This is a genomic window from Streptomyces coeruleorubidus (assembly GCF_028885415.1).
GTDB lineage: Bacteria > Actinomycetota > Actinomycetes > Streptomycetales > Streptomycetaceae > Streptomyces > Streptomyces coeruleorubidus_A.
The window spans coordinates 3,183,071-3,206,691 of the sequence record NZ_CP118527.1; the positions used below are offsets into that span (position 1 = coordinate 3,183,071).

General features: G+C 70.7%; 23 protein-coding genes and 2 pseudogenes. 12 read left to right on the plus strand and 13 right to left on the minus strand.

Annotated features, from left to right (window positions below; genetic code table 11):
* Nucleotides 1–4: 4 nt before the first annotated feature.
* The 4 genes and pseudogenes from PV963_RS14745 to PV963_RS14760 all read right to left on the minus strand — a co-directional run bounded on the left by PV963_RS14745 (nucleotide 5) and on the right by PV963_RS14760 (nucleotide 3,861).
* On the minus strand, nucleotides 5–592 hold the full coding sequence (locus PV963_RS14745; protein WP_274816157.1) for a TetR family transcriptional regulator: 588 nt from the start codon (nucleotides 590–592) through the stop codon (nucleotides 5–7).
* Nucleotides 593–618: 26 nt separating this feature from the next.
* Entirely contained in the window at nucleotides 619–1,623 is a 1,005-nt protein-coding gene (locus PV963_RS14750; RefSeq protein ID WP_274816158.1) for an aldo/keto reductase, read from the minus strand.
* A gap of 93 nt (nucleotides 1,624–1,716) precedes the next feature.
* Nucleotides 1,717–2,327, minus strand: a pseudogene (locus tag PV963_RS14755) (LysE family translocator).
* Nucleotides 2,328–2,478: 151 nt separating this feature from the next.
* The gene (locus PV963_RS14760; protein ID WP_274816159.1) at nucleotides 2,479–3,861 is read right to left on the minus strand and encodes a glycine--tRNA ligase; all 1,383 of its coding nucleotides are present in this window, start codon (nucleotides 3,859–3,861) and stop codon (nucleotides 2,479–2,481) included.
* A 184-nt stretch (nucleotides 3,862–4,045) separates the two neighbouring features.
* Here PV963_RS14760 and PV963_RS14765 point away from each other — a divergent pair, with 184 nt between their 5' ends.
* Genes PV963_RS14765 through PV963_RS14780 form a run of 4 tightly spaced genes read left to right on the plus strand, consistent with a single transcriptional unit; the run spans nucleotide 4,046 to nucleotide 7,209 of the window.
* Complete coding sequence (locus PV963_RS14765) at nucleotides 4,046–5,041, plus strand: metal ABC transporter substrate-binding protein (RefSeq protein WP_274816160.1); 996 nt, start codon at nucleotides 4,046–4,048, stop codon at nucleotides 5,039–5,041.
* Nucleotides 5,042–5,061: 20 nt separating this feature from the next.
* A complete protein-coding gene (locus PV963_RS14770) occupies nucleotides 5,062–5,829 on the plus strand; it encodes a metal ABC transporter ATP-binding protein (RefSeq protein WP_274816162.1) in 768 nt (255 codons plus the stop codon).
* Nucleotides 5,829–6,731 carry a metal ABC transporter permease gene (locus PV963_RS14775; protein WP_274816163.1) on the plus strand — a complete coding sequence of 301 codons (903 nt, stop codon included), beginning with the start codon at nucleotides 5,829–5,831 and terminating at the stop codon, nucleotides 6,729–6,731. Before PV963_RS14770 ends, PV963_RS14775 begins: the two co-directional genes overlap by 1 nt.
* 58 nt (nucleotides 6,732–6,789) lie before the next feature.
* Nucleotides 6,790–7,209, plus strand: coding sequence for a Fur family transcriptional regulator (locus tag PV963_RS14780; protein ID WP_274816165.1), 420 nt, complete (start codon nucleotides 6,790–6,792; stop codon nucleotides 7,207–7,209).
* Nucleotides 7,210–7,300: 91 nt separating this feature from the next.
* On the opposite strand, the gene PV963_RS14785 is transcribed toward PV963_RS14780, so the two are convergent.
* Genes PV963_RS14785 through PV963_RS14800 form a run of 4 tightly spaced genes read right to left on the minus strand, consistent with a single transcriptional unit; the run spans nucleotide 7,301 to nucleotide 9,357 of the window.
* The gene (locus PV963_RS14785; protein ID WP_274816167.1) at nucleotides 7,301–8,131 is read right to left on the minus strand and encodes an isoprenyl transferase; all 831 of its coding nucleotides are present in this window, start codon (nucleotides 8,129–8,131) and stop codon (nucleotides 7,301–7,303) included.
* A gap of 34 nt (nucleotides 8,132–8,165) precedes the next feature.
* A complete protein-coding gene (recO, locus tag PV963_RS14790; protein WP_274816168.1) occupies nucleotides 8,166–8,912 on the minus strand; it encodes a DNA repair protein RecO in 747 nt (248 codons plus the stop codon).
* Nucleotides 8,913–8,938: 26 nt separating this feature from the next.
* Nucleotides 8,939–9,154 (minus strand): hypothetical protein, encoded by a 216-nt coding sequence (locus tag PV963_RS14795; protein ID WP_274816169.1) that lies wholly within the window; start codon nucleotides 9,152–9,154, stop codon nucleotides 8,939–8,941.
* Nucleotides 9,151–9,357 carry a hypothetical protein gene (locus tag PV963_RS14800; RefSeq protein WP_274816170.1) on the minus strand — a complete coding sequence of 69 codons (207 nt, stop codon included), beginning with the start codon at nucleotides 9,355–9,357 and terminating at the stop codon, nucleotides 9,151–9,153. Before PV963_RS14800 ends, PV963_RS14795 begins: the two co-directional genes overlap by 4 nt.
* 116 nt (nucleotides 9,358–9,473) lie before the next feature.
* Between PV963_RS14800 and PV963_RS14805 the strand changes: the two are divergent.
* Nucleotides 9,474–10,296: pseudogene (locus PV963_RS14805) on the plus strand (helix-turn-helix domain-containing protein).
* A gap of 111 nt (nucleotides 10,297–10,407) precedes the next feature.
* Nucleotides 10,408–10,860 (plus strand): GNAT family N-acetyltransferase, encoded by a 453-nt coding sequence (locus tag PV963_RS14815; RefSeq protein ID WP_274822024.1) that lies wholly within the window; start codon nucleotides 10,408–10,410, stop codon nucleotides 10,858–10,860.
* Between the two features lie 136 nt (nucleotides 10,861–10,996).
* On the opposite strand, the gene PV963_RS14820 is transcribed toward PV963_RS14815, so the two are convergent.
* Nucleotides 10,997–11,401 carry a nuclear transport factor 2 family protein gene (locus PV963_RS14820; protein WP_425540898.1) on the minus strand — a complete coding sequence of 135 codons (405 nt, stop codon included), beginning with the start codon at nucleotides 11,399–11,401 and terminating at the stop codon, nucleotides 10,997–10,999.
* Between the two features lie 272 nt (nucleotides 11,402–11,673).
* On the opposite strand from PV963_RS14820, the gene PV963_RS14825 reads away from it, so the two are divergent.
* Nucleotides 11,674–13,152 (plus strand): alpha/beta hydrolase, encoded by a 1,479-nt coding sequence (locus PV963_RS14825; RefSeq protein ID WP_274816172.1) that lies wholly within the window; start codon nucleotides 11,674–11,676, stop codon nucleotides 13,150–13,152.
* A 3-nt stretch (nucleotides 13,153–13,155) separates the two neighbouring features.
* Here PV963_RS14825 and PV963_RS14830 read toward each other — a convergent pair whose 3' ends face one another.
* The 3 genes from PV963_RS14830 to PV963_RS14840 all read right to left on the minus strand — a co-directional run bounded on the left by PV963_RS14830 (nucleotide 13,156) and on the right by PV963_RS14840 (nucleotide 15,606).
* Nucleotides 13,156–14,319 (minus strand): abortive phage infection protein, encoded by a 1,164-nt coding sequence (locus PV963_RS14830; protein WP_274816173.1) that lies wholly within the window; start codon nucleotides 14,317–14,319, stop codon nucleotides 13,156–13,158.
* A 95-nt stretch (nucleotides 14,320–14,414) separates the two neighbouring features.
* On the minus strand, nucleotides 14,415–14,852 hold the full coding sequence (locus PV963_RS14835; protein WP_274816174.1) for a protein-tyrosine phosphatase family protein: 438 nt from the start codon (nucleotides 14,850–14,852) through the stop codon (nucleotides 14,415–14,417).
* Between the two features lie 40 nt (nucleotides 14,853–14,892).
* On the minus strand, nucleotides 14,893–15,606 hold the full coding sequence (locus tag PV963_RS14840) for a FadR/GntR family transcriptional regulator (RefSeq protein ID WP_274816176.1): 714 nt from the start codon (nucleotides 15,604–15,606) through the stop codon (nucleotides 14,893–14,895).
* A gap of 250 nt (nucleotides 15,607–15,856) precedes the next feature.
* Here PV963_RS14840 and PV963_RS14845 point away from each other — a divergent pair, with 250 nt between their 5' ends.
* From PV963_RS14845 to PV963_RS14865, 5 genes are read left to right on the plus strand one after another with little or no spacing between them, the layout of a single operon-like run.
* Nucleotides 15,857–17,488, plus strand: a complete 1,632-nt coding sequence (locus PV963_RS14845; RefSeq protein WP_274816177.1) for an ABC transporter substrate-binding protein — start codon at nucleotides 15,857–15,859, stop codon at nucleotides 17,486–17,488.
* Nucleotides 17,489–17,510: 22 nt separating this feature from the next.
* Nucleotides 17,511–18,473: an ABC transporter permease gene (locus PV963_RS14850; RefSeq protein WP_274816179.1), complete on the plus strand. Its 963-nt coding sequence runs from the start codon at nucleotides 17,511–17,513 to the stop codon at nucleotides 18,471–18,473.
* 8 nt (nucleotides 18,474–18,481) lie between these two features.
* Entirely contained in the window at nucleotides 18,482–20,455 is a 1,974-nt protein-coding gene (locus PV963_RS14855) for a dipeptide/oligopeptide/nickel ABC transporter permease/ATP-binding protein (RefSeq protein WP_274822025.1), read from the plus strand.
* Nucleotides 20,452–21,480: an oligopeptide/dipeptide ABC transporter ATP-binding protein gene (locus PV963_RS14860; protein WP_274816180.1), complete on the plus strand. Its 1,029-nt coding sequence runs from the start codon at nucleotides 20,452–20,454 to the stop codon at nucleotides 21,478–21,480. The genes PV963_RS14855 and PV963_RS14860 overlap by 4 nt, the downstream gene beginning before the upstream one ends.
* Nucleotides 21,477–22,409, plus strand: a complete 933-nt coding sequence (locus PV963_RS14865; protein ID WP_274816181.1) for a dihydrodipicolinate synthase family protein — start codon at nucleotides 21,477–21,479, stop codon at nucleotides 22,407–22,409. The genes PV963_RS14860 and PV963_RS14865 overlap by 4 nt, the downstream gene beginning before the upstream one ends.
* Here PV963_RS14865 and PV963_RS14870 read toward each other — a convergent pair.
* Complete coding sequence (locus PV963_RS14870) at nucleotides 22,406–23,590, minus strand: sialidase family protein (RefSeq protein ID WP_274816183.1); 1,185 nt, start codon at nucleotides 23,588–23,590, stop codon at nucleotides 22,406–22,408. The two genes, PV963_RS14865 and PV963_RS14870, sit on opposite strands and share 4 nt — an antisense overlap.
* Between the last annotated feature and the right edge of the window lie 31 nt (nucleotides 23,591–23,621).

The following is a 23,621-nucleotide window of genomic DNA, read 5'->3' on the forward strand; positions in this document are numbered from 1 at the left end:
GGACCTAGGGCCGCAGCCCCTGCACCACCAGGTCGACCACCGCCGTGAAGTCGGCCTCGGCCCCCGGCTCTTCCCACTCCCGGGCGTAACACGGGTCGTGGAAGCGCCCCGTCGCCTGGAAGACCGCGCGGGCCGTGGCCTGCGGGTCGGTGGCGGTGAAGTCGCCGGTCTCGATGCCGGCCTGGATGATGCGGGTCAGCTGGGACGTCAGGTCGGTGATGTGCTCACCCACCGCCGGGCCGTTCTCGTCCGTGAGGACCATGTACGTGGCGAACAGCTCCGGGTCGTCGCCCGCCTTGCGGCGCTTCGCGGCGAACAGCGCGGCGAGCCAGTCCCGCAGCCGGGCCTCCGGGGCACGGTCCCCGGCGACGATCCCGGAAAGTTCCCCTGACGTGCGGTCCAGCCAGCGCTTGGTGACCGCCTCGCGCAGCGCCGCCTTGGTGCGGAAGTGACGGTAGACGCTGCCGTGGCTGACGCCGAGCGCGCGGGCCACGTCCACCACGGTGGCCTTGGCCGGGCCATGGCGGCGCAGCACCTCCTCGGTCGCCTCGAGGATGCGCTCGGCGGTCAGAGTCTCGCTGGTCGGTGCCATGCCCCTGACCGTACCCGGAGCCCGGTTCAGCTCTCGAGGTGTGCCATCTGGGCCGCCGGGTAACGGTCGCCTGCGGCGGCGCCGGGCGGTACGGCCTCCTCGATCGCGGCCAGGTCGGCCGCGTCCAGCGTGACGTCCAGCGCGCCCAGCGCCTCCGTGAGCCGGTCGCGGCGGCGGGCGCCGACCAGGGGCACGATGTCCTCGCCCCGGGAGAGCGCCCAGGCGATGGCGATCTGCGCGACGCTGACGCCCTTCTGCTCGGCGATCTTCCGCAGCGCCTCGACGAGGTTCAGGTTGTGCCGGAGGTTGTCCCCCTGGAAGCGCGGCGACATCGCCCGGAAGTCGCCGGCGCCGAGCTGCCGGTCGGCGGTGAAGTGGCCCGAGATCAGGCCCCGGGAGAGCACGCCGTATGCCGTGATGCCGATGCCCAGCTCGCGTGTGGTGGGGAGGATCTCGTCCTCGATGCCGCGCGAGATGAGGGAGTACTCGATCTGGAGGTCCGAGACGGGTGCCGTGGCGGCGGCCCTGCGGATGGTCTCGGCGCCGACCTCGCTGAGGCCGATGTGCCGCACGTATCCCTTCTCGACCAGTTCCGCGATGGCGCCGACCGTCTCCTCGATGGGCACGTCGGGGTCGAGGCGGGCGATGCGGTAGACGTCGATGTGGTCGACGCCGAGCCGCTGGAGGGAGTACGCGGCGAAGTTCTTCACGGCGGCGGGCCGGCCGTCGTAGCCGGACCAGCCGCCGTCCGGGTCACGCAGGGCGCCGAACTTCACGCTGACCAGGGCCTGTTCACGTCGCTCGGCGGGGGCCGAGCGCAGGGCCTCGCCGATCAGCATCTCGTTGTGGCCCATGCCGTAGAAGTCGCCGGTGTCCAGCAGGGTGACGCCCGCTTCGAGCGCCGCGTGGATGGTCGCGATGGACTCGGCCCGGTCCGCCTCGCCGTACAGCGCGGACATGCCCATGCAGCCGAGGCCGAGGGCGAAGATCTGGGGGCCGGTGGTTCCGAGGGTCCGGGTTCGCATCGTCATGCGTTCCACTGTGGCATGACAGCTGACAGATATCAATATCTGTCAGCCGATACCTGTCAGCCCTTGTCGACCCTTGGCTGTCCGGTGTCCCGGCTACCGCGCCGTGAACGCCAGCTTGGCCCCCAGCGCCACGAACGACCCCGCGAACCCCCGCCGCAGCCACGCCATGCCCCGCGGCCGCCCGACCACATGGCTGCGCACCGACGCGGCCAGCACCCCGTACACGGCGAACACCGCGAAGGTCGCCAGCATGAACACCCCGCCGAGCCCCACCATCCGCACCACCGCGTGCGGCTCCCCGGGGCTCACGAACTGCGGCAGGAACGCGAAGAAGAAGATCGTCAGCTTCGGATTGAGGATGTTGATCAGCACACCCCGCACGATCACCCGCCGCGCGGACAGCGGTGCCGCCCGCTCCTCCACCACGAGCGCCTCCTTGTCCCGCACCGTCGCCCACGCCATGTACAGCAGGTAGGCGACCCCGGCGTACTTCAGCACCTGGAACGCGGTCGCGCTCGCGTGCAGCAGGGCGGCGACCCCGGTGACCGTGGCCAGCAGATGCTGCACGATCCCGAGCGTGCAGCCACGGCCGCGACGACACTGGCCCGGCGCCCCCGGGAGAGCGCGGCGGCGAGGGCGCAGACGACGCCGGTGCCCGGCGTGGCGACGACGATCAGGGTGGTCAGCAGAAAAGCGATGCTCATGGACTCACCCTGGCGCCGCCCCGCCCGGGGATACAGGACCGATCGGCGTCGGCTCCGGGGACCAATCCCGGGAGGTCTCCCCGGAGGCGCTCGAACGCGACGGTGCCGGGCCCCCGAGGAGGACCCGGCACCGTCGTACGACGTGAAGCGATCAGCAGCCGACCAGGCGGGCCGCCAGGTAGCCCTCGATCTGGTCGAGGGAGATGCGCTCCTGCTTCATCGAGTCACGCTCGCGAACGGTGACCGCGTTGTCCTCCAGGGTGTCGAAGTCGACGGTCACGCAGAAGGGCGTACCGATCTCGTCCTGGCGGCGGTAGCGGCGGCCGATCGCACCGGCGTCGTCGAACTCGATGTTCCAGTTCTGGCGCAGCGCCTGGGCGAGGCCCTTGGCCTTAGGGGACAGCTCCGGGTTCCGGGACAGCGGGAGCACCGCGACCTTCACCGGCGCCAGGCGCTGGTCCAGGCGCAGCACGGTCCGCTTCTCCATCTTGCCCTTGGCGTTGGGCGCCTCGTCCTCGACGTAGGCGTCGAGCAGGAAGGCGAGCATGGCCCGGCCGACACCGGCCGCGGGCTCGATGACGTACGGAGTCCAGCGCTCGCCGGCCTCCTGGTCGAAGTAGGTGAGGTCCTGGCCGGAGGCCTTGGCGTGGGCGCCGAGGTCGTAGTCGGTGCGGTTGGCGACACCCTCCAGCTCGCCCCACTCACTGCCGCCGAACTGGAAGCGGTACTCGATGTCGGCGGTGCGCTTGGAGTAGTGGGAGAGCTTCTCCTTCGGGTGCTCGTACCACCGCATGTTCTCTTCGCGCAGGCCGAGACCGGTGTACCAGTTCCAGCGCTGCTCCATCCAGTACTCCTGCCACTTCTCGTCCTCGCCCGGCTTGACGAAGAACTCCATCTCCATCTGCTCGAACTCGCGGGTGCGGAAGATGAAGTTGCCGGGCGTGATCTCGTTGCGGAAGGACTTGCCCATCTGGGCGATGCCGAACGGCGGCTTGCGGCGCGAGGTGGTCTGCACCTGGGAGAAGTTGGTGAAGATGCCCTGCGCGGTCTCGGGGCGCAGGTAGGCGATGGAGCCGGAGTCCTGCGTCGGGCCGAGGTGGGTGGACAGCAGGCCCGAGAACTGCTTGGGCTCGGTGAACTGGCCCTTGTTGCCGCAGTTGGGGCAGTTGACGTCGGCCAGGCCGTTCTCCGGCAGACGCTTGTGCTTGGCCTCGTAGGCCTCCTCCAGGTGGTCCGCGCGGAACCGCTTGTGGCAGGAGGTGCACTCGGTCAGCGGGTCCGTGAAGGTGGCGACGTGGCCGGAGGCGACCCAGACCTCGGGGGCCAGGATCACGGACGAGTCGATACCGACGACGTCCTCGCGCGACGTCACCATGTAGCGCCACCACTGGCGCTTGAGGTTCTCCTTGAGCTCGACACCCAGGGGGCCGTAGTCCCAAGCGGCGCGCTGACCGCCGTAGATCTCACTACAGGGGAATACGAAGCCACGGCGCTTGCTCAGGCTGACGATGGTGTCGATCTTGTCGGCGGCCACGGTGCTCTCTTCATTACGACGACGGGCGACGAAGCGAGTTGCTTCCAGCGAATGCTTCAGGTTACCGGCGGGGGCGCCCCCTCAATCAAATCGCTCCCCCTCCCGCGACCGCCAGGCCCCCTCCACGGAACCCGCTCAGCTCATTTGTTGACAACGGTTTCCATATTTGTTGAAAATGAGTGTCATGAACGTACGACGACGCCTCATATCCGCCACCGCGGTCACCGCGGCCACCGCTCTCGGCCTCGGCGCTCTCTCCGCCTGCTCCAGCGACAGCGCGGCGACGGGCAACACGGACAAGTTCGACGTCGTCGCGTCGTTCTACCCGATGGCGTTCCTCGCCGAGCAGATCGGCGGCGACCACGCGAACGTCACCAGCCTGACCGAGCCCGGCCAGGAGCCGCACGACCTGGAGATCAGCACCAAGCAGCGGGCGCAGCTCGAAGAGGCCGACGCGGCGCTCTACCTCAAGGGCCTCCAGCCCGCCGTCGACGAGGCGGTCTCGCAGACCGGCATCAAGACGAAGATCGACGCGGCCACGCTGACGACGCTCGAGGACCACGGCACCGGCGGCCACAGCCACGAGGGCGAGGAGGGCCACGCCGAGGAGAAGGGCCACGCCGAGGAGGAGAAGGGCCACGCCGAGGAGGAAGAGCACGCGCGCGACCCGCACGTCTGGCTGGACCCGGTGAAGTACGCCGAGGTCGCCGAGGGCGTGGGCAAGGCCTTCGAGAAGGCCGACCCGGACCACGCGGCCGACTACAAGAAGAACACCGAGGCCCTGGTCAAGAAGCTGAACGGCCTCAACGGCGAGTTCGAGAGCGGCCTGAAGAACACCAAGACCAAGGTCTTCTTCACCAACCACGCCGCCTTCGGCTACCTCGCCGAGCGCTACGGCCTCACCCAGGAGGCCATCTCCGGCCTCGACCCCGAGAGCGAGCCCAGCGCCGCCCGGGTCAAGGAGCTCCAGCAGGAGGCCAAGGCCGACGGCGTCACCACCGTCTTCTACGAGACACTGGTCTCCGACAAGACCGCGAAGACCCTCGCCCGCGACGCGAAGCTGAGGACGGACGTCCTCGACCCGCTCGAGGGCATCACCGACAAGTCCCGCGGCGACGACTACTTCCAGGTGATGGAAGCCAACCTCAAGGCCCTCCAGGCGGCCCTGGGAGCCAAGTGATCGACCCATCGGAGGACGGCATGACCGAGCCCGTCGTATCCCTGCGCGGCGTCCGCGCGGACCTGGGCTCGCGCCCCGTCCTGCGCGGCATCGACCTCACCGTGCACCACGGTGAGGTCGTCGCGCTGCTCGGCGCGAACGGCTCCGGCAAGTCCACGGCCGTGCGCAGCATCATCGGCCAGGTGCAGACCGGCGCCGGCGAGATCGAGCTGTTCGGCACGGACCGCAGGCGGTTCCGCGACTGGCACCGCGTGGGCTACGTCCCGCAGCGCACCACGGCCGCGGGCGGGGTGCCCGCCACGGTGACCGAGGTGGTCTCCTCGGGCCGCCTGTCCCGGGCCCGCTTCGGCGTGCTGCGCAAGGCGGACCACGCGGCCGTGCGCGCGGCCCTGGAGCTCGTCGGCATGGCGGACCGGGCCAAGGACTCGGTCAACGCCCTCTCGGGCGGCCAGCACCAGCGTGTCCTGATAGCCCGCGCGCTCGCCTCCGAACCGGAACTGCTGATCATGGACGAGCCGATGGCCGGCGTCGACCTGGCCAGCCAGGAGGTCCTCGCGCACACGCTGCGCGAGCAGGTCTCCCAGGGCACGACCGTGCTGCTCGTGCTGCACGAGCTGGGCCCCCTGGAGCCCCTCATCGACCGGGCGGTCGTCCTGCGCGACGGCTGCGTCGTGCACGACGGCCCGCCCCCGAAGGCGGTCGGGCAGCACGCCCTGCCCGGCCACGACCACGTACACCCGCACGCACCCGCGGGCCACGAACCGATCCGCACGGGACTGCTGAGCTGATGGAGATCCTCGACTACGCCTTCATGCAGCGGGCGCTGCTCGCCGCCGTCCTGGTCGGCATCACGGCCCCCGCGGTGGGCATCTACCTGGTCCAGCGCCGCCAGGCCCTGATGGGCGACGGCATCGGCCACGTGGCGATGACCGGCGTCGGCCTGGGCTTCCTGCTGACCTGGTCCCCGGTGTGGATGGCCACCCTCGTCTCGGTCATCGGCGCGGTCCTCATGGAGCTGATCCGCTGGTACGGCAGGACCCGCGGCGACATCGCCCTCGCGATGCTGTTCTACGGCGGCATGGCCGGCGGTGTGATGTTCATCAACCTCGCGCCGACGGGCTCCAACGCCAACCTGACGTCGTACCTCTTCGGCTCCCTGTCGACGGTGTCCGAGTCGGACGTCACGGCGATCTGCATCCTGGCCGCCTTCGTCGTCCTGGTCACCCTCGGCCTGCGCCGGCAGCTGTTCGCGGTCAGCCAGGACGAGGAGTTCGCGCGGGTGACGGGCCTGCCGGTGCGCGCCCTGAACCTGCTGACCGCGATCACCGCGGCCGTCACGGTGACGGTGGCGATGCGCGTGGTCGGGCTGCTCCTGGTCAGCGCGCTGATGGTGGTGCCCGTCGCGGCCGCCCAGCAGATCGGCCGCAGCTTCGCCGCGACCTTCGTGATCGCCGTGGCCATCGGCGTGAGCGTGACGATCGGCGGCACCGTCACCTCGTACTACCAGGACGTCCCGCCGGGCGCGACGATCGTGCTGCTGACCATCGGCGCCTTCGTCGTGCTGACGGCGCTCGCGGCCCCGCTGGCCCGCCGCCGCGCCCGTGCCCGGGCCGCCGCGGATCCCGCCCACGACCCTGCCGAGTGCGCGATTCCGGCCACCCGGAAGGCAGCCGACGGAGTCGGCGTCTGACCGCCCCCACCCCGGGCTGGCACAATGGCCCGGGCAAGGCAGACGTGAGGAGGCAACGGTGACGACCGCTGGACCGTCCGTGAAGGGCCGCGCCACCAGGCAGCGTGCCGCCGTGGCGGCGGCCCTGGACGAGGTCGACGAGTTCCGCAGCGCGCAGGAACTGCACGACATGCTCAAGCACAAGGGCGACTCGGTCGGGCTCACCACGGTCTACCGCACCCTGCAGTCCCTCGCCGACGCCGGCGAGGTCGACGTCCTGCGCACCGCCGACGGCGAGTCCGTCTACCGCCGCTGCTCCACCGACGACCATCACCACCACCTGGTGTGCCGCAACTGCGGCAAGGCCGTCGAGGTGGAGGGCCCGGCCGTGGAGAAGTGGGCGGAGGCCATCGCCACCGAGCACGGCTTTGTGAACGTGGCCCATACGGTGGAGATCTTCGGCACCTGCGTGGACTGCGCGAAGGCCTCCGGCGGCTGAGCCGCTTTTCGCCGTGGGGGTGAGACCCGCATCCCGGGTGCGGGCCCACCGTGGCCGGTCGCGCAGTTCCCCGCGCCCCTGAGTGCGGGACTTACTCCTGCTTGCCCTCCATGGCCAGCAGCTCCTCGTTCGGGATGGCCCCGCCGAACCGCCGGTCCCGCGAGGCGAACTCCAGGCACGCCCGCCACAGGTCGCGGCGGTCGAAGTCCGGCCACAGCACGTCCTGGAAGACCATCTCGGCGTACGCGCTCTGCCAGATCAGGTAGTTGGAGGTGCGCTGCTCACCGCTCGGACGCAGGAACAGGTCCACGTCCGGCATGTCCGGGTAGTACATGTACTTCGCGAAGGTCTTCTCGTTGACCTTCGACGGATCGAGCTTCCCGGCCTTCACATCGGCCGCCAGCGCCTGCGCCGCGTCGGCGATCTCGGCGCGGCCCCCGTAGTTCATGCAGAAGTACAGCGTGAGCCGGTCGTTGCCCTTGGTCTGCTCCTGGGCGATCTGGAGTTCCTTGGCCACCGACCGCCACAGCTTGGGCATCCGCCCCACCCAGCGCACCCGCACGCCCAGCTCGTCCAGCTGGTCCCGGGTCTTGCGGATGAAGTCCCGGTTGAAGTTCATCAGGAAGCGCACCTCGTCCGGCGACCGCTTCCAGTTCTCGGTGGAGAAGGCGTACAGGGAGATGGCGCCCACGCCCATCTCGATGGCGCCCTGGAGCACGTCGAGCACCCGCTCGGCGCCGACCTTGTGCCCCTCGGTGCGCGGCAGGCCCCGCTCCTTCGCCCAGCGCCCGTTGCCGTCCATGACGATCGCCACATGCTGCGGTACGAGCTCTCCGAGCTTCGGCGGCCGTGCGCCGGACGGGTGGGGCTCCGGCGTCCTGTACTCCCGGCGCTGCCGCCCCAGGATCCCGCGTACGGCCATGTGTTTCTCGTCTCCTCGTGCTTGCTTGTCTTGCTTACTTCTCGACGTAGCGCAGGGAGCGCAGCCCGCGCTCCATGTGCCAGTGCAGATACGCGGACACCAGCCCGCTGCCCTCCCGGACGTACCGCGCCTCGCAGACGTCCGCGGTCTCCCAGTCTCCCGTAAGCAGCGCGCCGAGGAGTTCCAGGGCCTGGGGCGAGGGTACGACGCTGCCGGGCACCCGGCAGTCCACGCAGACGGAACCGCCCGAGGCGACCGAGAAGAACCGGTTGGGCCCGGGCATGCCGCACTTCGCGCAGTCGGTGAAGCTCGGGGCGTACCCGTTGACGGCGAGGGACCGCAGCAGGAACGCGTCCAGCACGAGATGCGGCGCGTGCTCCCCGCGGGCGAGGGTCCGCAGCCCGCCGACGAGCAGCAGATACTGCTGCACGGCCGGCTCCCCCTCGTGATCGGTGAACCGCTCGGCGGTCTCCAGCATCGCGGTCCCGGCGGTGTACCGCGCGTAGTCGGTCACGATCCCACCGCCGTACGGCGCGATGGTCTCACTCTGCGTGCACAGCGGCAGCCCGCGCCCGACCAGCTCGCTCCCCTTGGCGAAGAACTGCACGTCGACGTGGGAGAAGGGTTCGAGGCGCGCACCGAACTTCGACTTCGTCCGGCGCACGCCCCTGGCCACCGCCCGTACCCGTCCGTGACCGCGGGTGAGCAGCGTGATGATCCGGTCCGCCTCACCCAGCTTCTGGGTGCGCAGCACGATGCCGTCGTCGCGGAACAGACTCATGACGCCATTCTCGCAGGGTCACCGCGTCAAGGGACCTCACCCCTGCTGCGGGCGTTGGCGTACGCCGTCGCCGCGCGCAGCCGTTCGGCCGGGGTGGCGTGCCGGACGGCAGCGGGATCGGCGTCCCACTCCTTCCCGCCCCCGTACGGCCTCAGCTGCACGTAGGGCCCCTCAAGCCCCATGACGATGCCGATGCGGCCGCTGCGGGTGTCCACGACGTACGCGCCGACCGGGGGCTTCATCGCAGCACCGCCGCGAGCCGCCGGGCGGTCTCCACGGAACACCGGCCCAATTCCACGAGCGGACAGGGTGCTTCCCGCGCAAGACTTACCGGGTCCAGCCCCAGTGACGGCAAGGTAATTCCGGCCTTGGCGAGTTCTGCCCGCAATTCTTTCACCGCATCCTCCGCTTCTTCGACGCAGAGCGCCGAGTGTCGTGCCTCCACCGTGCTCCCCTTCCTTTCCGGGTTTCACTCTTCGCATCCCTACGGTGACGCTCCGCGCCTACACTCGGGAGGGGTCTGTGCCCTACAACTGCGGCGCAGCACAAAGGGGTTCGGCAATGGCCAACGGTTCTCGGCAGGCGGCGTGGGAGTTCTTCGGCACGGAGCTCAAGCGGCGGAGGGAGGACGCGGGGCTCACGCAGGTGGAGCTGGGCTCCCGGGTATTCGTCTCCGGCGGCTACATCGGACAGTTCGAACAGGCCATTCGCAAACCGCAGCTGGATGTGGCCCAACGCATCGACGGGGTGCTGCAAACCGACGGTATTTTCGAGCGGTTGTGCAGGAAGCTGATTGACGATAAGCGGTATGCGGAGTATTTCGCGGCGGTTGTGGAGCTGGAGAAGCAGGCGACACAGATCTGCGAGTTCGCTGGTGCCAGGACTGTTGCAGACGGCCGCGTACGCCCGAGCGGTCACGGTCGCGGCCAACCCATTCGTCACAGACGAGTACATCGAGGAGAAGGTCACCGCCCGCCTGGAACGGGCGCGGATCCTCGAGGACGCTACAAGGCCCGAGTATTGGGTGATCCTGCATGAGAACGTGCTGCGTGTGCCGGTGGGCGGCGGGGAGGCGATGGCTGCCCAACTGGACCGCATCGCACGGCTGATGCGGGAGCGCCATGTAATGGTCACGGTGCTGCCGTACGCCGCAGGGGCCCACCCCTGCATGGGTGGCATGCTGACGCTCATGGAGTTCGAGGACGCGCCACCCGTCGCCTATACAGAGACGTCGTTTTCGGGGACGTTGGTCGACAACCCGGGCGTGCCCGGGATGGTCCCCGTCCGGGACAGCAAGAGGACCGACGGCCCTGTGGTCCTGGTCGGGCCGGAGGCCTGGAGGGCGTTCATACGCGAGGTCGGGGCCGCCGGTTCCCAGGCCTGAGGCCGGCTTCGTGGTCGCTCGGCGATGCGGAATGATCGTGGCATGGATGCGGGCACGGAGACACAGAAGGCAGGGCTGGACGGCCGCACAGAGACAGGCCTGGCATGGGCGATGCGCCCGGCGGAGCTGTCGGACGTCGAAGCGATAGCGGAACTGCGGGCGGTGGTGATGCGCCCGGACCTGGAACGGCTGGGCCGCTACGACGCACACCGGGTCAGGCAGCGCCTGCGGGACGGCTACTCCCCTCAGCACACGTCGGTCATCACGGCCAACGGCACGTTCGTCGGCAGCGTGGCACTGCGCCCGTCGCAGGACGCCCACTGGCTGGAGCACTTCTACCTCAGCCCGGACGTCCAGGGCCAAGGCCTGGGCTCGGCAGTCCTGCGCACCCTCCTCGACAAGACGGACACCACCGGCGACCTCGTCCGCCTGAACGTCCTCCAGGGCAGCCCGGCCCGCCGCCTCTACGAGCGGCACGGCTTCACCGTCGAATCCGAGGACCCGGTCGACATCTTCATGCTGCGCCGGCCGGGCGGGAAACGCTACGACCAGAGTCCCGCATAAGGCGGCGCCCTTCCGCAGCCCAGCAAGTGGAGCAACCGGGCCACCCCCCACCCCCGACCCAGGCCATCTCCCGGCCCGAACGCTCCGCTTGCAGCCCGCGCCCCCGGCCGCCGAACCGCTACTCGCCCACCTCAGCTCAGTGTCCCGCCCCTGGCGCAGCGCAGGCGTCGGCGATGGCCAGCGTGTCCCAGTAGAAGGGGCGGACCTCGGTGATCTGCCCGTCCTTCACCGTGATCGTCTGCAGGATGGGGAAGCCGAGTTCACGCCCGGTCGCCCGAGCCCTGGCACGGACCTGTGTGAGCACGACCGCGACCTCACCGGTGGCGAGGAACTCCTGCTCCACCATGTCGAACGTCTCCCACACCTCGCCCATCTTCCGGAAGAACCGCGCCATGCCCTCGTGCCCGTGCCACGTGCCTCCGTAAGGCAGTGCATCTGCCTGATGCAGCTCGACATCGGGCGCGAAGAAGGGGGCGAGCAGGTCGAAGGAGGCCTCATCAGGGCCTCCGGCCGCCAGGTACTCCGCCTCAGCCGCGTACATGCGCGTGAGGACTGCTACCGAGTCTGCAGGGGATGGCATCGTCATACGGCCAGCCTGATCACCTCAGGCCCATCCTGCTGGCGGCAATCGGACGTCGCGCTGTTCGGTGTGGCACCACCACGCACCACCTCGCAAGTCACGCCTCCACCGGGGCCGAAGACGCAGCTCCGGCACTGCAGTTACTCCGTCCAGTAGGGGGTAGGGGTAAACCCCTGGAAGATCCGGGAGTTGCCCGGATGACGGGTGGGGCGGGGAGCCGCCAGGCTCATCCCATGACCAAGAAACAGATCACGCGCAACGCCTCACTCGCCGCGGCCGCCGCCGTCCTGCTCGGGCTCACCGTCCCGCTGACCGCGTCCGCCGCCGTTGCCGAGCCCCTCAAGTGGACCCAGTGCGAGGGCTCCGATCTCGGCCCCAGACAGCAGTGCGCCACCGTGGAGGTCCCGATGGACTACTCCGACCCCGACGGCAGGAAGATCCAGATCGCCGTCTCCCGTATCCCCAGCGAGAAGCCCTCCGCGCGCCGGGGCGCGCTGTTACTCATCCCCGGCGGGCCCGGTGGGAGCAGTCTCCAAGACCCCTCCCGCAAGGGGCAGAAGCTCCCGCAGCAAGTGCGGGACGCCTTTGACCTGGTCGGGTTCGCACCGCGCGGGATGGCGCCGTCCCGCGCCGTGGACTGCGGTCTCGACAGCAAGGACCTCGCCCTCGCGAAGCTGCCCTGGCCCGCCCCGGACGGTTCCGTCACCGAGACCATGGCCACCGCCAAGCGTATGTCGGAGGCCTGCGCACGTAACGGCGGTGAACTGCTGCGGCACATCAGCACCGTCAACGAGGCCCGCGACCTCGACCGCGTCCGGGCCGCCCTCGGCGAGAACAAGCTGTCCGCCTGGAGCTCCTCGTACGGCACCTACGTAGGAGCCGTCTACGGCCAACTGTTCCCGCACCGCACCGACCGCATCGTGCTGGACAGCAACGACAACCCCGACCACACCCGGGTGGGACGCGCCTGGCTCGCCGCGTTCGAGGCCGGCGTGGAGGACAACTTCCCGGAGTTCGCCAAGTGGGCGTCCGAGCGCGGGAATCCGTACCGGGTGGCTCGCAAGGCCGCCGACGTGCGGCCCCTCTTCCTGCGCCTCGCCGAGCGGCTCGACCGCGAGCCCCTGCCCTGGCCCGGCGCGAGCCCGGCGGAGCTGAACGGCAACGTCCTGCGCCAGACCATGCTGACGAGCCTGTACGACCCCGACAACTACCCCACGCTGGCGAAGACGATCCTGGCCGCGCTCAAGGGCACTGTGCCGCCCGCGCCCCCGATGCCGCCCGAGTCGGTGATGCAGAACGCCGCCGCGGTCGGCGCCGGCACCCTATGCAACGACGTCGCCTGGCCCCGGTCCGCCGCCCACTACCAGAAGGGGGTCGACGAGAGCCGGGCGAAGTTCCCGCTGACGGCGGGCATGCCGCGCGGCGCGATGCTGTGTGCCGCCTGGCCGTTCACGCCGAAGGAGCCCGCGGTACGGATCACCGACCGCGGGCCGTCCAACATCCTGCTCGTGCAGAACGAGCGGGACGTCGCCACGCCGCTCGCCGGCGCCCGCGAGATGCGCCGCGCCCTCGGGGATCGTGCCGTCATGGTCACCGTGAACTCCACTGGCCACAACGCCTACCTCGCCAACGGCAACGCCTGCGGCGACCGGACCGTCTCCCGCTTCCTGGCCACCGGGAAACGGCCCGCGTCCGACGTCACTTGCGACTGACGGCTACCGCTGTCGACCGGGCCGGTGGCCCGCCGCCCCGTATCGGCGGGCCACCGCGTGGAACGCCTCCTTCGGCTCCCGGTGCCAGCCGGAGGCGGGGTCGTCCGGACGGTCCTTGATCACCTTCGTGATGGCGTACGTCGCCAGGTCGAGGTCGAGACGGGGCTCGTCCGGGCGGTGCGGGGCGTCCGCGCTGATGAACTCGAAGGTCATGGCCGCGTACAGGCCCATCGACTCGAAGACGTCCAGCAGTTCGCCCACGTAGGCGGCCTGGACCCACTCGCTGCGGACCGGGTTGCCCTTGATCTCCGGCGGCTCCTTGTCGTAGTCGACGATGTCCCAGCCCATGCCCCCGCTCTCGGGGGCACCGACGTAGGCGCAGGTGCCGAACTCGGTGATGGCGAGCGGCTTGCCCCAGCGCAGGTACTGCTTCAGCTCCCGGACGTACTCGGACCGCTTCGGGAAGTACGAGTAGTAGTCGATGCCGACGATGTCGAAGAGGTTCCAGTCCGGGTCGTCGATGCTCTGGGCGGCGGCGTAGCTGAGGTTGCCCTTGAAGACGGAGCGGCCGACCTTGGCGGCCTTCGCCGTGAAGTCGGCGAGGCGGCGCCGCATCCGGGGCCAGTCGACCGTGCCGTTCTGCAGGTGCCTGATACGGTCCAGGACCGTCTCGCCCGGCAGGATGCCGGGGACGAACAGCCAGAACTCGCAGCCGACGCTCAAGTCGACACCGGCGCCCTGCCGGCGGAGCCGCTCCGCGAACCGGCCGGTCTCGGCCAGGTGCTCCAGGATGTCCCGCTGCGGGACGTCCCCGAGCGTCGGCTGCAACCAGATGTGCAGCCCGCGTTCGGCCGCCTCGGCGGCGGTGGCGGTGAGCCGTTCGACACCGTCCCCCGTGACGTCGATGGTGTCGGCATGCAGGTCGTCACGGATGGCCCGCACATCGGCCCGCATCCGGCGGGCGTTCCACGCGGTCCCCGGCGTCTCCCCCGCTCCGACCGTGTAGACGACGCCCCGTCGCCGCAGCCCCTTGCCGTGCCGGGCCTCCGTCGCCCGGGCCGCTCCCGCCGGTCCCATCGCCCCGGCGACCCCCACCGCCGCCGTCCCGGCCAGGAACTGCGCCCGGCTGATCCCCTTCGCCTGCTTGATCCCCTTGGTCTCATCCATACGGTTCACAGTGCCGAGCCGCGTCCGGTCCCGCTGTCGGCCGTCGGTCTACGGCGGCGCTACCAAGGTATGAGGCGCCGCGCCGAAGGAGAGGCTCATCCCTTGCCGAACCGGCGTACGTACCGCCGCTGCCAGGGCGTTTCCACCGCATGCCTGTCGTAGTGCCGCCGCACATACGCCACCGCCTCCTCCCCCGGCACCCCGTCCAGCACCGCCAGGCAGGCCAGGGCCGTGCCCGTGCGGCCCCGGCCGCCGCCGCAGGCGATCTCCACGCGTTCCCCGGCGGCCCGTTCCCAGGCGCGCGCCAGCACCGCCCGGGCGGCCGTCCGGTCCGACGGGAGGCGGAAGTCGGGCCAGCGGAGCCAGCCGGCCTCCCAGGGGACCTCGGGAGGCTGCTTGCCGAGCAGGTAGAGGCCGTAGGAGGGGGTGGGCGCGGTGGGATCCAGGGGGTGGCGCAGGCCTCGGCCGCGTACCAGCCGGCCGGAGGGCAGTCGCAGGACGCCGGCGTCGCTCTCGTTCCACAGCTCAGTCACGCCCTCATCATGCTCCGCGCCCGCCCGCCGGGGGGTGGGATCAGCCCACTCCCCGCGACTCCTTGGCCGCCCGCGCCGCGATCCCCCGGAAGTGCACCGCCATCGCCCGCTGCGCGCCCTCCACGTCGCGGGCGCGCAGGGCGGTGACGATGTCGCGGTGGCGGCGGACCGTGATCTCGGGGGACGGGTCGTCGGTCCAGCCGCGGGCGCCGGAGACCCGGCGGAAGACCGTCCAGAACGCGCCGAGGAGCTGGGGCACCAGCGCGTTGCCGAGGGAGGCGTACAGGATCTCGTGGAACTCGCGGTCGAGTTCCGGGAAGGAGCGGCCCGTGCCGCCCGCGGACTCCATGCGGGTCACCACGCCCTCCAGTCTCTCCAGCTCCGCCTCGGTGACCGTCGCGGCGACCCGGCGGATCAGGCCTTCCTCCAGCACCTCGCGGACCTGGAGGATCTCGGCGAGGGCGCCGGTGTCGTCGTCGTGCCGGGCCAGGGTGCGGAAGGTCAGGCCGTCGACGAGGGGGGTGAGGGAGGCCTGGCCGACGTAGGTGCCGTAGCCGTGTCTGATCTCGACGATGTCGAGGGCCTGGAGGGCTTTGAGGGCCTCGCGGACGGAGTTGCGGCTGACGCCGAGGTCCTCCATGAGTTCGGCCTCGGTGGGCAGCGGCGCGCCGGCGGTGAGTCTGCGGTCGAGGATGAGCTGCACGACCTGGCGTTGTATCCGGCTGGTCCTGGGCTCCTCGGACATGCGCCGCATCGTACGCGCCCCGGACGTCCCACGTCCCACCTCTGGCGGTACCCGACGTCGGACCTGCCCTGATAAGCCGTCAACTCGCGCCATTTCACAGCGCCATTGGTCCGACCTCTGGCAGATACGCCATTCGTGTGCGATCCCTTGACCGCCCCTACGGCCGCTCCTATGGTCGCGCTGACCGCAGGACGTAGGACGTCGTATCTCCTCTGCTCGCCCCCTCGTTTCCTTTCCAGACCTCTCGCTGGAGGACCCCGTGCGCGACGTGACCCACGACGTGCCGGCGCTGCACCGCCGGTCGTTCCTGAAGTACACCGGCGCGCTGGGCGCGGCCGCCGCCGTCTCCGCGTCGCTGTCGGCCTGTTCGTCCGGGCCGGAGTCCACCAACGACACCGGTGGCGGCGGCAGCGGGGCCAACCGGACGCTGACGGCGGTGATCGGCTACGGCAACGACGGCAGCTGGGACCCCACCCAGACGGCGTCCGCGTTCTGCATGGCCGCCAACAACCACATCTACGAGGGCCTGCTCGACACCGACCCGATCTCCCGTGAGCCGTACGCGGCCCTGGCGACCGAGGTGCCGAAGGACCCGGACAGCACGTCCTGGAAGTTCGCGCTGCGGGCGGGCGCGAAGTTCCACGACGGCAAGCCGGTCACCGCCGACGACGTGGTCTTCGTCTTCGAGCGGATCCTCGACCCGGACACCCAGACCCTCGCCAAGGGCTTCTTCGCGAGCTGGCTGAAGGAGGTCCGGAAGATCGACGCGCAGAACGTGGAGCTGGTGCTCAAGTTCCCCTTCCCGGACGGGCTTTCGCGGCTGACGCTCGCCAAGATCATGCCGAAGCACGTGTTCTCGCAGCCGGGCGCCTGGGACGACGCCATCAAGGGCAAGGCGATCGGCTCGGGTCCGTACCGGCAGACCGCTCACCACCCGAAGTCGAACACGACCTTCGAGGCGTTCGACGGCTACAACGGCCCACGGGGGCCCGCCTTCCGGAAGATGAACTGGCTGACGATCGTGGACGCGGCGCCCCGCGTCGCGAAGATCTCGGGGTCGAGCGCGGGCGCGCAGATCGCGGACAACATCCCGTACGCCAACATCGCGCAGTTGGAGAGCAGCGGGCTGACGGTCGCCGGCGGGGCCGGGATGAACAACCTGTTCCTGATGTTCAACACCAAGCACAAGCCCTTCGACGACGTGCGCGTGCGCCAGGCGCTGCACTACGCCATCGACACCGAGAAGATGGTGGAGGTCGCGCTCAAGGGCCACGGGAAGCCGTCGAGTTCCTTCCTCGACGAGAGCAACCCGTCCTACCGCCGGGCGAAGACCGTCTACGACTACGACCCCGACAAGGCGAAGGCGCTGCTGAAGGAGGCCGGGGTCAGGGGGCTGAGCATCGACATCCTCGCGGTGAACGTGAGCTGGATCGTCGACTGCCTGCCGACCATCAAGTCCTCCTGGGACGCGATCGGCGTGAAGACGACCCTGTCCCCGCAGGAGACCACGGCCGTGTTCACGAAGATGGACCAGAAGCAGGACTACCAGGTCGTCGCCGCCGCCTCGAACCCCAACCAGTTCGGCCTCGACGCCGACCTGATCATGCACTACAACTACGGGCCCGAGAACCTGTGGATGCAGTACACGCGGTGGGCCGGCGATCCCGTCGCCAAGGCGCTCTTCAAGGACATGGACCGGGCCACCCGGGAGCCGGATGCCGAGAAGAAGAAGGCGATGGTCCAGGACTACATCGACGTCGTCGCCGAACAGGCCGTGCTCTACCCGGTCGTCCACAACGAGCTGATGACGGCCTGGGACCCGAAGCAGCTCAGCGGGATAAGGGCACAGCCCTACCCCGGCATCAACCTCCTCCAGGCCAAGTGGGCCTAGCCGACAGGGGGGTTGCCGTCACGTGATCGCCGTCGTCCGTATCCTGCTCCGCCGCATCGCCCTGCTCGTGCCGCTGATGCTCGGCATCGTGCTGTTCGTGTTCCTGGTGATGCGGTTCTCGGACGTCGACCCGGCGTCCGCGTTCTTCCAGGGCGCCAACCCGACACCGCAGCAACTGCACGACTTCCGCGAGGAACACGGCCTGCTCGACCCGCTGCCCGTGCGCTACGTCGACTTCGTCGCCGACCTGCTGCACGGCGACATGGGCACCAGCGCGCTGACCCGGGCGCCGGTGATCGACCAGGTCACCACCGCGCTGCCGCTCACCCTTCAGCTGACCTTCCTGGGCCTGGGCATCGCGGTCGTGCTGTCCCTCGTGGGCGGCGTGACCGCGGCGATCTACCGGGACCGGCTGCCCGACCAGATCATCCGGGTCGTGTCGCTGACCGGTGTCGCGGCGCCCGGCTTCTGGCTGGCGCTGCTGATGATCCAGTACCTGGCGGTCGACCTGGGCTGGTTCCCGACCGGCGGCTACATCAACCCGGCCGACTCCTTCACCGGCTGGCTGAAGACCATGACGCTCCCCGCCCTCGCCCTCTCCCTTCCGGTGGCGGCGCAGCTGACCCGGATCGTGCGGACGGCCGTGGTGGAGGAGCTGGACAAGGACTACGTACGCACGGCGATCGGGAGCGGGCTGCCGCCGCGCGTGGTGGTCGGGCGGAACGTGCTGCGGAACGCGCTCATCAACCCGCTCACCGTGCTCGGACTGCGCGTCGGCTATCTGCTGGGCGGCGCGGTCGTCATCGAGACGATCTTCTCGCTGCCCGGCATGGGCAAGCTGATGATCGACGCGGTGAAGAACGGCGATCCGGCCGTCGTCCAGGGCGTCGTACTGACCACGGCGGCCGGGTTCGTCGTCGTGAACCTCGTCATCGACGTCCTGTACCTGCTGGTCAACCCGCGACTGAGGGATGCGACCACGTGATGACCCGCATGATGTCCCGCAAGAGCCTCACCGAGGCGCTGTCCCGGCCCGGCGTGCGGCTGCGCGGCTGGCGCCGGCTGCCGTTGCTGTCGAAGGCCGCCGTCTGCTTCCTGGCGGTCGTCGTCCTGCTGGCGGTGCTCGCCCCGCTGCTCGCCCCGCACGACCCGCTCGACCAGCAGCCGCCCGTCGACGGCACCGGGCATCCGTCCGCCGGGCACTGGATGGGCCAGGACAGCCTCGGCCGTGACATCCTCAGCCGGCTGATGTACGGGGCGCGCTGGTCGCTCGCTATCGGGCTCGGCGCCACCGGGCTGGCGCTGGTGGCCGGGGCGCTGCTCGGGGCCGTCGCGGCCACCTCGCGCAAGGCGGTCGACGAGACGCTGATGCGCTGCCTGGACGTCGTCATGGCGTTCCCGGGCATCGCGCTCGCCGCCGTGCTGGTGGCGGTGTTCGGCGGGGGCATCACGGTGCTGATCTGCGCGATCGCGTTCCTGTTCACGCCGCCGGTGGCGCGTGTGGTGCGGGCGAACGTCCTCGACCAGTACGGCGAGGACTACGTGACGGCGGAACGGGTGATCGGTGCCCGGACACCGCACATCGTGCTGAAGCACGTGGCGATCAACTGCGCCGCGCCCGTGCTGGTGTTCTGCACGGTGCAGGTCGCCGAGGCGATCGTCTTCGAGGCGTCGCTGTCCTTCATCGGAGCGGGCGTGCGGCCGCCCGACCCGTCCTGGGGCAGTGTCATCGCGGACGGCAAGAACATGGTGCTGACCGGCGGCTGGTGGGCGACCGTGTTCCCGGGTCTGCTGATGCTGGTCACGGTGCTGTCGCTGAACATCTTGTCCGAGGGGGTGTCCGACGCGTGGGCGGCCCCCTCGGCGCGGGAGGTGGACGTACCCGAGGACGACCGGCTCCAGGCGCCGGAGCCCGGCAGCGGGGAGGTCGTGCAGCTGCCCGGTCTGGCACAGGCGGCGCGGCGGCTGCGGGCCCGGGCCCGTCAGCTGTCCCGGGACGGGCAGCCGGTGCTCGCGGTGGAGAACCTCGCCATCGGCTTCGACCAGCGGCACGGCGGCGTGGACATCGTGGACGGCATCAGCTTCGAGGTGCATCCCGGTGAGGTGCTGGGCCTGGTCGGCGAGTCGGGCTGCGGCAAGTCGCTGACCGCGCTGGCGATCATGGGCCTCCAGCCGAAGGGGGCGCGCGTCGGCGGCCAGGTCCGGTTCAACCAGCGGGACCTGCTCGCCGAGCCGATGCGCGCGCGCCGCAAACTCCTCGGCCACGAGATGGCGATGATCTACCAGGACGCCCTGTCGTCGCTGAACCCGGCGATGACGATCCGCGCGCAACTGAAGCAGGTCGTGCGGCGGGGCGGGCGGCGCAGTCCGGCCGAGCTGCTGACGATGGTCGGCCTCGACCCCGAGCGCACCCTGCGCAGCTACCCGCACGAGCTGTCCGGCGGGCAGCGGCAGCGCGTCCTGATCGCCATGGCCCTGTCCCGCGAACCGAAGCTGATCGTCGCCGACGAGCCGACGACCGCCCTCGACGTGACCGTGCAGGCCCAGGTCATAGAGCTGCTGCTGCGGCTGCGCGAGGAGCTGGGCTTCGCGCTGATCCTCGTCTCGCACGACCTGGCGCTGGTCGCGGACGTCACCGACCGGGTCGCGGTGATGTACGGCGGGCAGATCGTCGAGACGGGCGTGACCGCCGACCTGGTGGAGGCGCCGGCCCACCACTACACGCGCGGCCTGCTCGGCAGCGTGCTGTCGCTGGAGTCGGCGCAGGAGCGGATGACGCAGATCAAGGGGGTCGTGCCCTCCCCCGCCGACTTCCCGGCCGGATGCCGGTTCGCCGACCGGTGTCCACGGGCGAGCGGAATCTGCAGGACGACGGCACCGGACCTGACGGGCACCCCGAGCCATACGGCGGCCTGCCACCACCCGGCCATAGAGCTGGCGACCACCGAGACCGAGGCGGTGTCATGAACGCACAGCCCGCCTTCGTGGAACTGTCCGACGCGCATGTGGTGCACAAGGCCCGCAGCGGCGGCCTGTTCACCCGCGACCGGGTGTACGCCCTGACCGGCGCCGACCTGGCGATCGCGGCCGGCGAGACCATCGGCGTGGTGGGCGAGTCGGGCTGCGGGAAGTCGACGCTGGCCAAGGTGCTGGTGGGGGTGCAGCGGCCGACGCGGGGGACGGTGTCGTTCCGGGGCCGCGACCTGTGGGCGATGCCGCCCGCGGAACGCCGCCGGGCCGTCGGCGCCAGCACCGGCATGATCTTCCAGGACCCGTCGACGGCCCTGAACCGCCGCCTGACCGTACGGCAGATCCTGCGGGACCCGCTGGACGTGCACGACCGGGGCACGAAAGGCCAACGCGAGGACAGAGTCCGGGAGTTGATGTCCCTGGTCGGTCTCCCCCGGGCCCTCGCCGACGCCCTGCCGGGCCAGCTGTCGGGCGGGCAGCGGCAGCGCGTCGCGATCGCCCGGGCGCTGGCCCTGGACCCGGACCTGGTCGTGGCGGACGAGCCGACGAGCGCCCTGGACGTGTCGGTCCGCGCCCAGATCCTCAACCTGCTGCTGGACCTGAAGGAACGCCTGGGCCTGGCCCTGGTGTTCGTCTCGCACGACATCCAGACGGTCCGGCGGATGAGCGACCGCGTGATCACCATGTACCTGGGCCGGATCGTGGAGGAGTCCCCGGCCGCCCTGGTCACCGACCGGGCCCGGCACCCCTACACCCGCGCCCTGTTCTCCGCCACGCCCGGCCTGCTCGACCCGATCGAACCGATCCCGCTGGTCGGTCCGGTCCCGTCGGCGACGCGCCCGCCGAGCGGCTGCCCGTTCCGCACGCGCTGCTGGAAGGCGGACGGGACGTGCGCGCAGGCGATGCCGGACTTCTCGGTCGCGTCGGCCCCCGCCCACCGCTTCCGCTGCCACCATCCTGTCCAGGAGGACGAGTCGACCCGCGACCTCGTCCGCCGGAGCGACCCGATGGAGGCCCCATGACGATCACCCCGCTGACCGGTGTCATCCCGCCCGTCTGCACGCCCCTGACACCGGACCGCGAGGTGGACGTCCCCTCGCTGCTCAGGCTGGTCGACCATCTGGTGGCCGGCGGGGTGCACGGCCTGTTCGTGCTCGGCTCGACCTCGGAGGCCGCGTATCTGACGGACGGGCAGCGCAGGCTGGTGGTCGAGTCGGTCGCGGCCCACGTGGGCGGGCAGCTCCCGGTGCTGGCCGGGGCGATCGACATGACGACGGCCCGGGTCCTGGACCATGTCGCGGCGGTGACGGCGGCGGGCGCGGACGCGGTCGTCGTCACCGCCCCGTTCTACGCCCGGACCCACCCGGCGGAGATCGCCCGCCACTACCGCGTGGTCGCCGCGGCGAGCCCGGTCCCGGTGATCGCCTACGACATCCCCGCCGCCGTCCACACGAAGCTGCCCGCGGACGTGGTCCTGGAGCTGGCCGCCGACGGTGTCCTGGCCGCGCTCAAGGACTCCAGCGGCGACCTGGCCGCCTTCCGCCAGGTCGTGACCGGGGCCAGGGCCCACCAGGGCATCACCGGCTTCAGCGTGCTGACCGGCTCCGAGCTGATCGTCGACGCGGCGCTCGCGGTCGGCGCGGACGGCACGGTGCCCGGCCTCGGCAACGTCGACCCGCACGGCTACGCCCGCCTGGACGGCCTGTGCCGCGCCGGGGAGTGGGAGGAGGCCCGGGCCGAACAGGAGCGGCTGTGCGCCCTGTTCGGCATGGTCACCGTCGGCGACCCGGCCCGCATGGGCCCCGGCTCCTCGGCGATCGGCGCCTTCAAGGCCGCGCTGCACCTGCGGGGCGTGATCGACTGCCCGGCGACGGCTCAGCCGCAGGTGCCGTTGTCGCAGGACGAGGTGGCGCGGGTCGGGAAGTACCTGGCGGCGGCGGGTCTGCTCTAGAGCTCGTCGGCCGGCAGGCGGCGGAACTCGATCGTCTCGTAGGTCCCCTGGGCGCCCGTCTCGTAGAGGATCCCCACCGTCTTCCGGCCGAGCGGCACCAGGTCGGAGTAGGCCGCGGGACGCTGGGAGAGCGTCAGCGCCTTGGTGAAGGTGGCGCCGCCGTCCGTGCTGCGCCAGACGGCCATCGCCCGGCGGGCGGTGGGGACGGACGGGCCGGAGAACAGCAACGGGCTGCGGCGGCCCGGGAGTTGCAGGACGCTGCCCTGCACGACCGGGACCTCGTTCAGGGTGGGCTGCACGGTGTACGGGCGGTCGAGGGACCGGCCGCCGTCGCCGGAATGACTGTCGAGGCGGTTGCCGGGGCTCGTGCCGTGCTGGTCACGTGCGTTGAAGTACACGCGGCCGTCGGGGAGTTGGGCGGCGATCGACTCGTTGGCGTTGTTCACACCGTCGTAGGAGTCGTCCACGAAGCCCGGCCGCCAGGTCCAGCCGCCGTCGTCGCTGAGGAGCGCGTGGGCGCCGTAGTAGCGGGGCTCCTGGCCGGTGTCGGGGGAGCCGGCCGGCGGGGACGCCGAGTGGTTGGCGGGGACGACCAGGCGGCCCGCGTACGGGCCCCGGGTGAGGGCGATCGCATGGCCGGGGCCGGTCGCGTACCAGCGCCAGGACGGGTCCTTCACCTGCGCGGTGATCTCGCGGGGCGGGGTGAAGTGCCGGCCGTCGTCCCGGCTGCGCTGCACGAACACCCGGCGGCTCTGCTCGGGCGTGACCTCGCCACGCATGATCTGCGCCTCCGTCACCTTGCCGCTGTTGTACGAGGTGAGGAGCACGACGGCGCCGGTGCGCGGGTCGACGACGGGGGCCGGGTTCCCCCGGGTGTCGCCGTCACCGGCGGCTACGACGGTGAGCGGGCCCCAGGTGCAGCCGCCGTCCGCCGAACGCCGCAGGACGACGTCGATGTCGCCCGTGTCGCCCGCCCCGCCGCGTCTGCCCTCGGCGAAGGCGAGGACGGTGTCCTCGGCGGTCGTGACCGAGGCCGGGATGCGGTACGTGTCGTAGCCGCCCTCGCCCGAGACGTACGGGACGGAGGACGTGCAGCCGGGAGCGGCCGAGGCGGGTGTCGTGGTGGTGAGCGGTGCGAGGAGGACGGCGGTGACGAGGAGTGTGCGACCGAGGTGTCTCATGCTTCTCCTGACGGAACGTCGGACCGTGCCT

Coding starts and splice junctions, on each gene's coding strand:
- PV963_RS14765 (WP_274816160.1), top strand. CDS start 4,046: ATGAACGTACGACGACGCCTCATATCCGCCACCGCGGTCACCGCGGCC.
- PV963_RS14820 (WP_425540898.1), bottom strand. CDS start 11,401: ATGTACGCGGCTGAGGCGGAGTACCTGGCGGCCGGAGGCCCTGATGAG.
- PV963_RS14870 (WP_274816183.1), bottom strand. CDS start 23,590: ATGAGACACCTCGGTCGCACACTCCTCGTCACCGCCGTCCTCCTCGCA.
- PV963_RS14860 (WP_274816180.1), top strand. CDS start 20,452: ATGAACGCACAGCCCGCCTTCGTGGAACTGTCCGACGCGCATGTGGTG.
- PV963_RS14840 (WP_274816176.1), bottom strand. CDS start 15,606: ATGCGGCGCATGTCCGAGGAGCCCAGGACCAGCCGGATACAACGCCAG.
- PV963_RS14855 (WP_274822025.1), top strand. CDS start 18,482: ATGATGTCCCGCAAGAGCCTCACCGAGGCGCTGTCCCGGCCCGGCGTG.
- PV963_RS14825 (WP_274816172.1), top strand. CDS start 11,674: ATGACCAAGAAACAGATCACGCGCAACGCCTCACTCGCCGCGGCCGCC.
- PV963_RS14770 (WP_274816162.1), top strand. CDS start 5,062: ATGACCGAGCCCGTCGTATCCCTGCGCGGCGTCCGCGCGGACCTGGGC.
- PV963_RS14785 (WP_274816167.1), bottom strand. CDS start 8,131: ATGGCCGTACGCGGGATCCTGGGGCGGCAGCGCCGGGAGTACAGGACG.
- PV963_RS14815 (WP_274822024.1), top strand. CDS start 10,408: ATGCGCCCGGCGGAGCTGTCGGACGTCGAAGCGATAGCGGAACTGCGG.
- PV963_RS14795 (WP_274816169.1), bottom strand. CDS start 9,154: ATGAAGCCCCCGGTCGGCGCGTACGTCGTGGACACCCGCAGCGGCCGC.
- PV963_RS14830 (WP_274816173.1), bottom strand. CDS start 14,319: ATGGATGAGACCAAGGGGATCAAGCAGGCGAAGGGGATCAGCCGGGCG.
- PV963_RS14865 (WP_274816181.1), top strand. CDS start 21,477: ATGACGATCACCCCGCTGACCGGTGTCATCCCGCCCGTCTGCACGCCC.
- recO (WP_274816168.1), bottom strand. CDS start 8,912: ATGAGTCTGTTCCGCGACGACGGCATCGTGCTGCGCACCCAGAAGCTG.
- PV963_RS14750 (WP_274816158.1), bottom strand. CDS start 1,623: ATGACGATGCGAACCCGGACCCTCGGAACCACCGGCCCCCAGATCTTC.
- PV963_RS14745 (WP_274816157.1), bottom strand. CDS start 592: ATGGCACCGACCAGCGAGACTCTGACCGCCGAGCGCATCCTCGAGGCG.
- PV963_RS14775 (WP_274816163.1), top strand. CDS start 5,829: ATGGAGATCCTCGACTACGCCTTCATGCAGCGGGCGCTGCTCGCCGCC.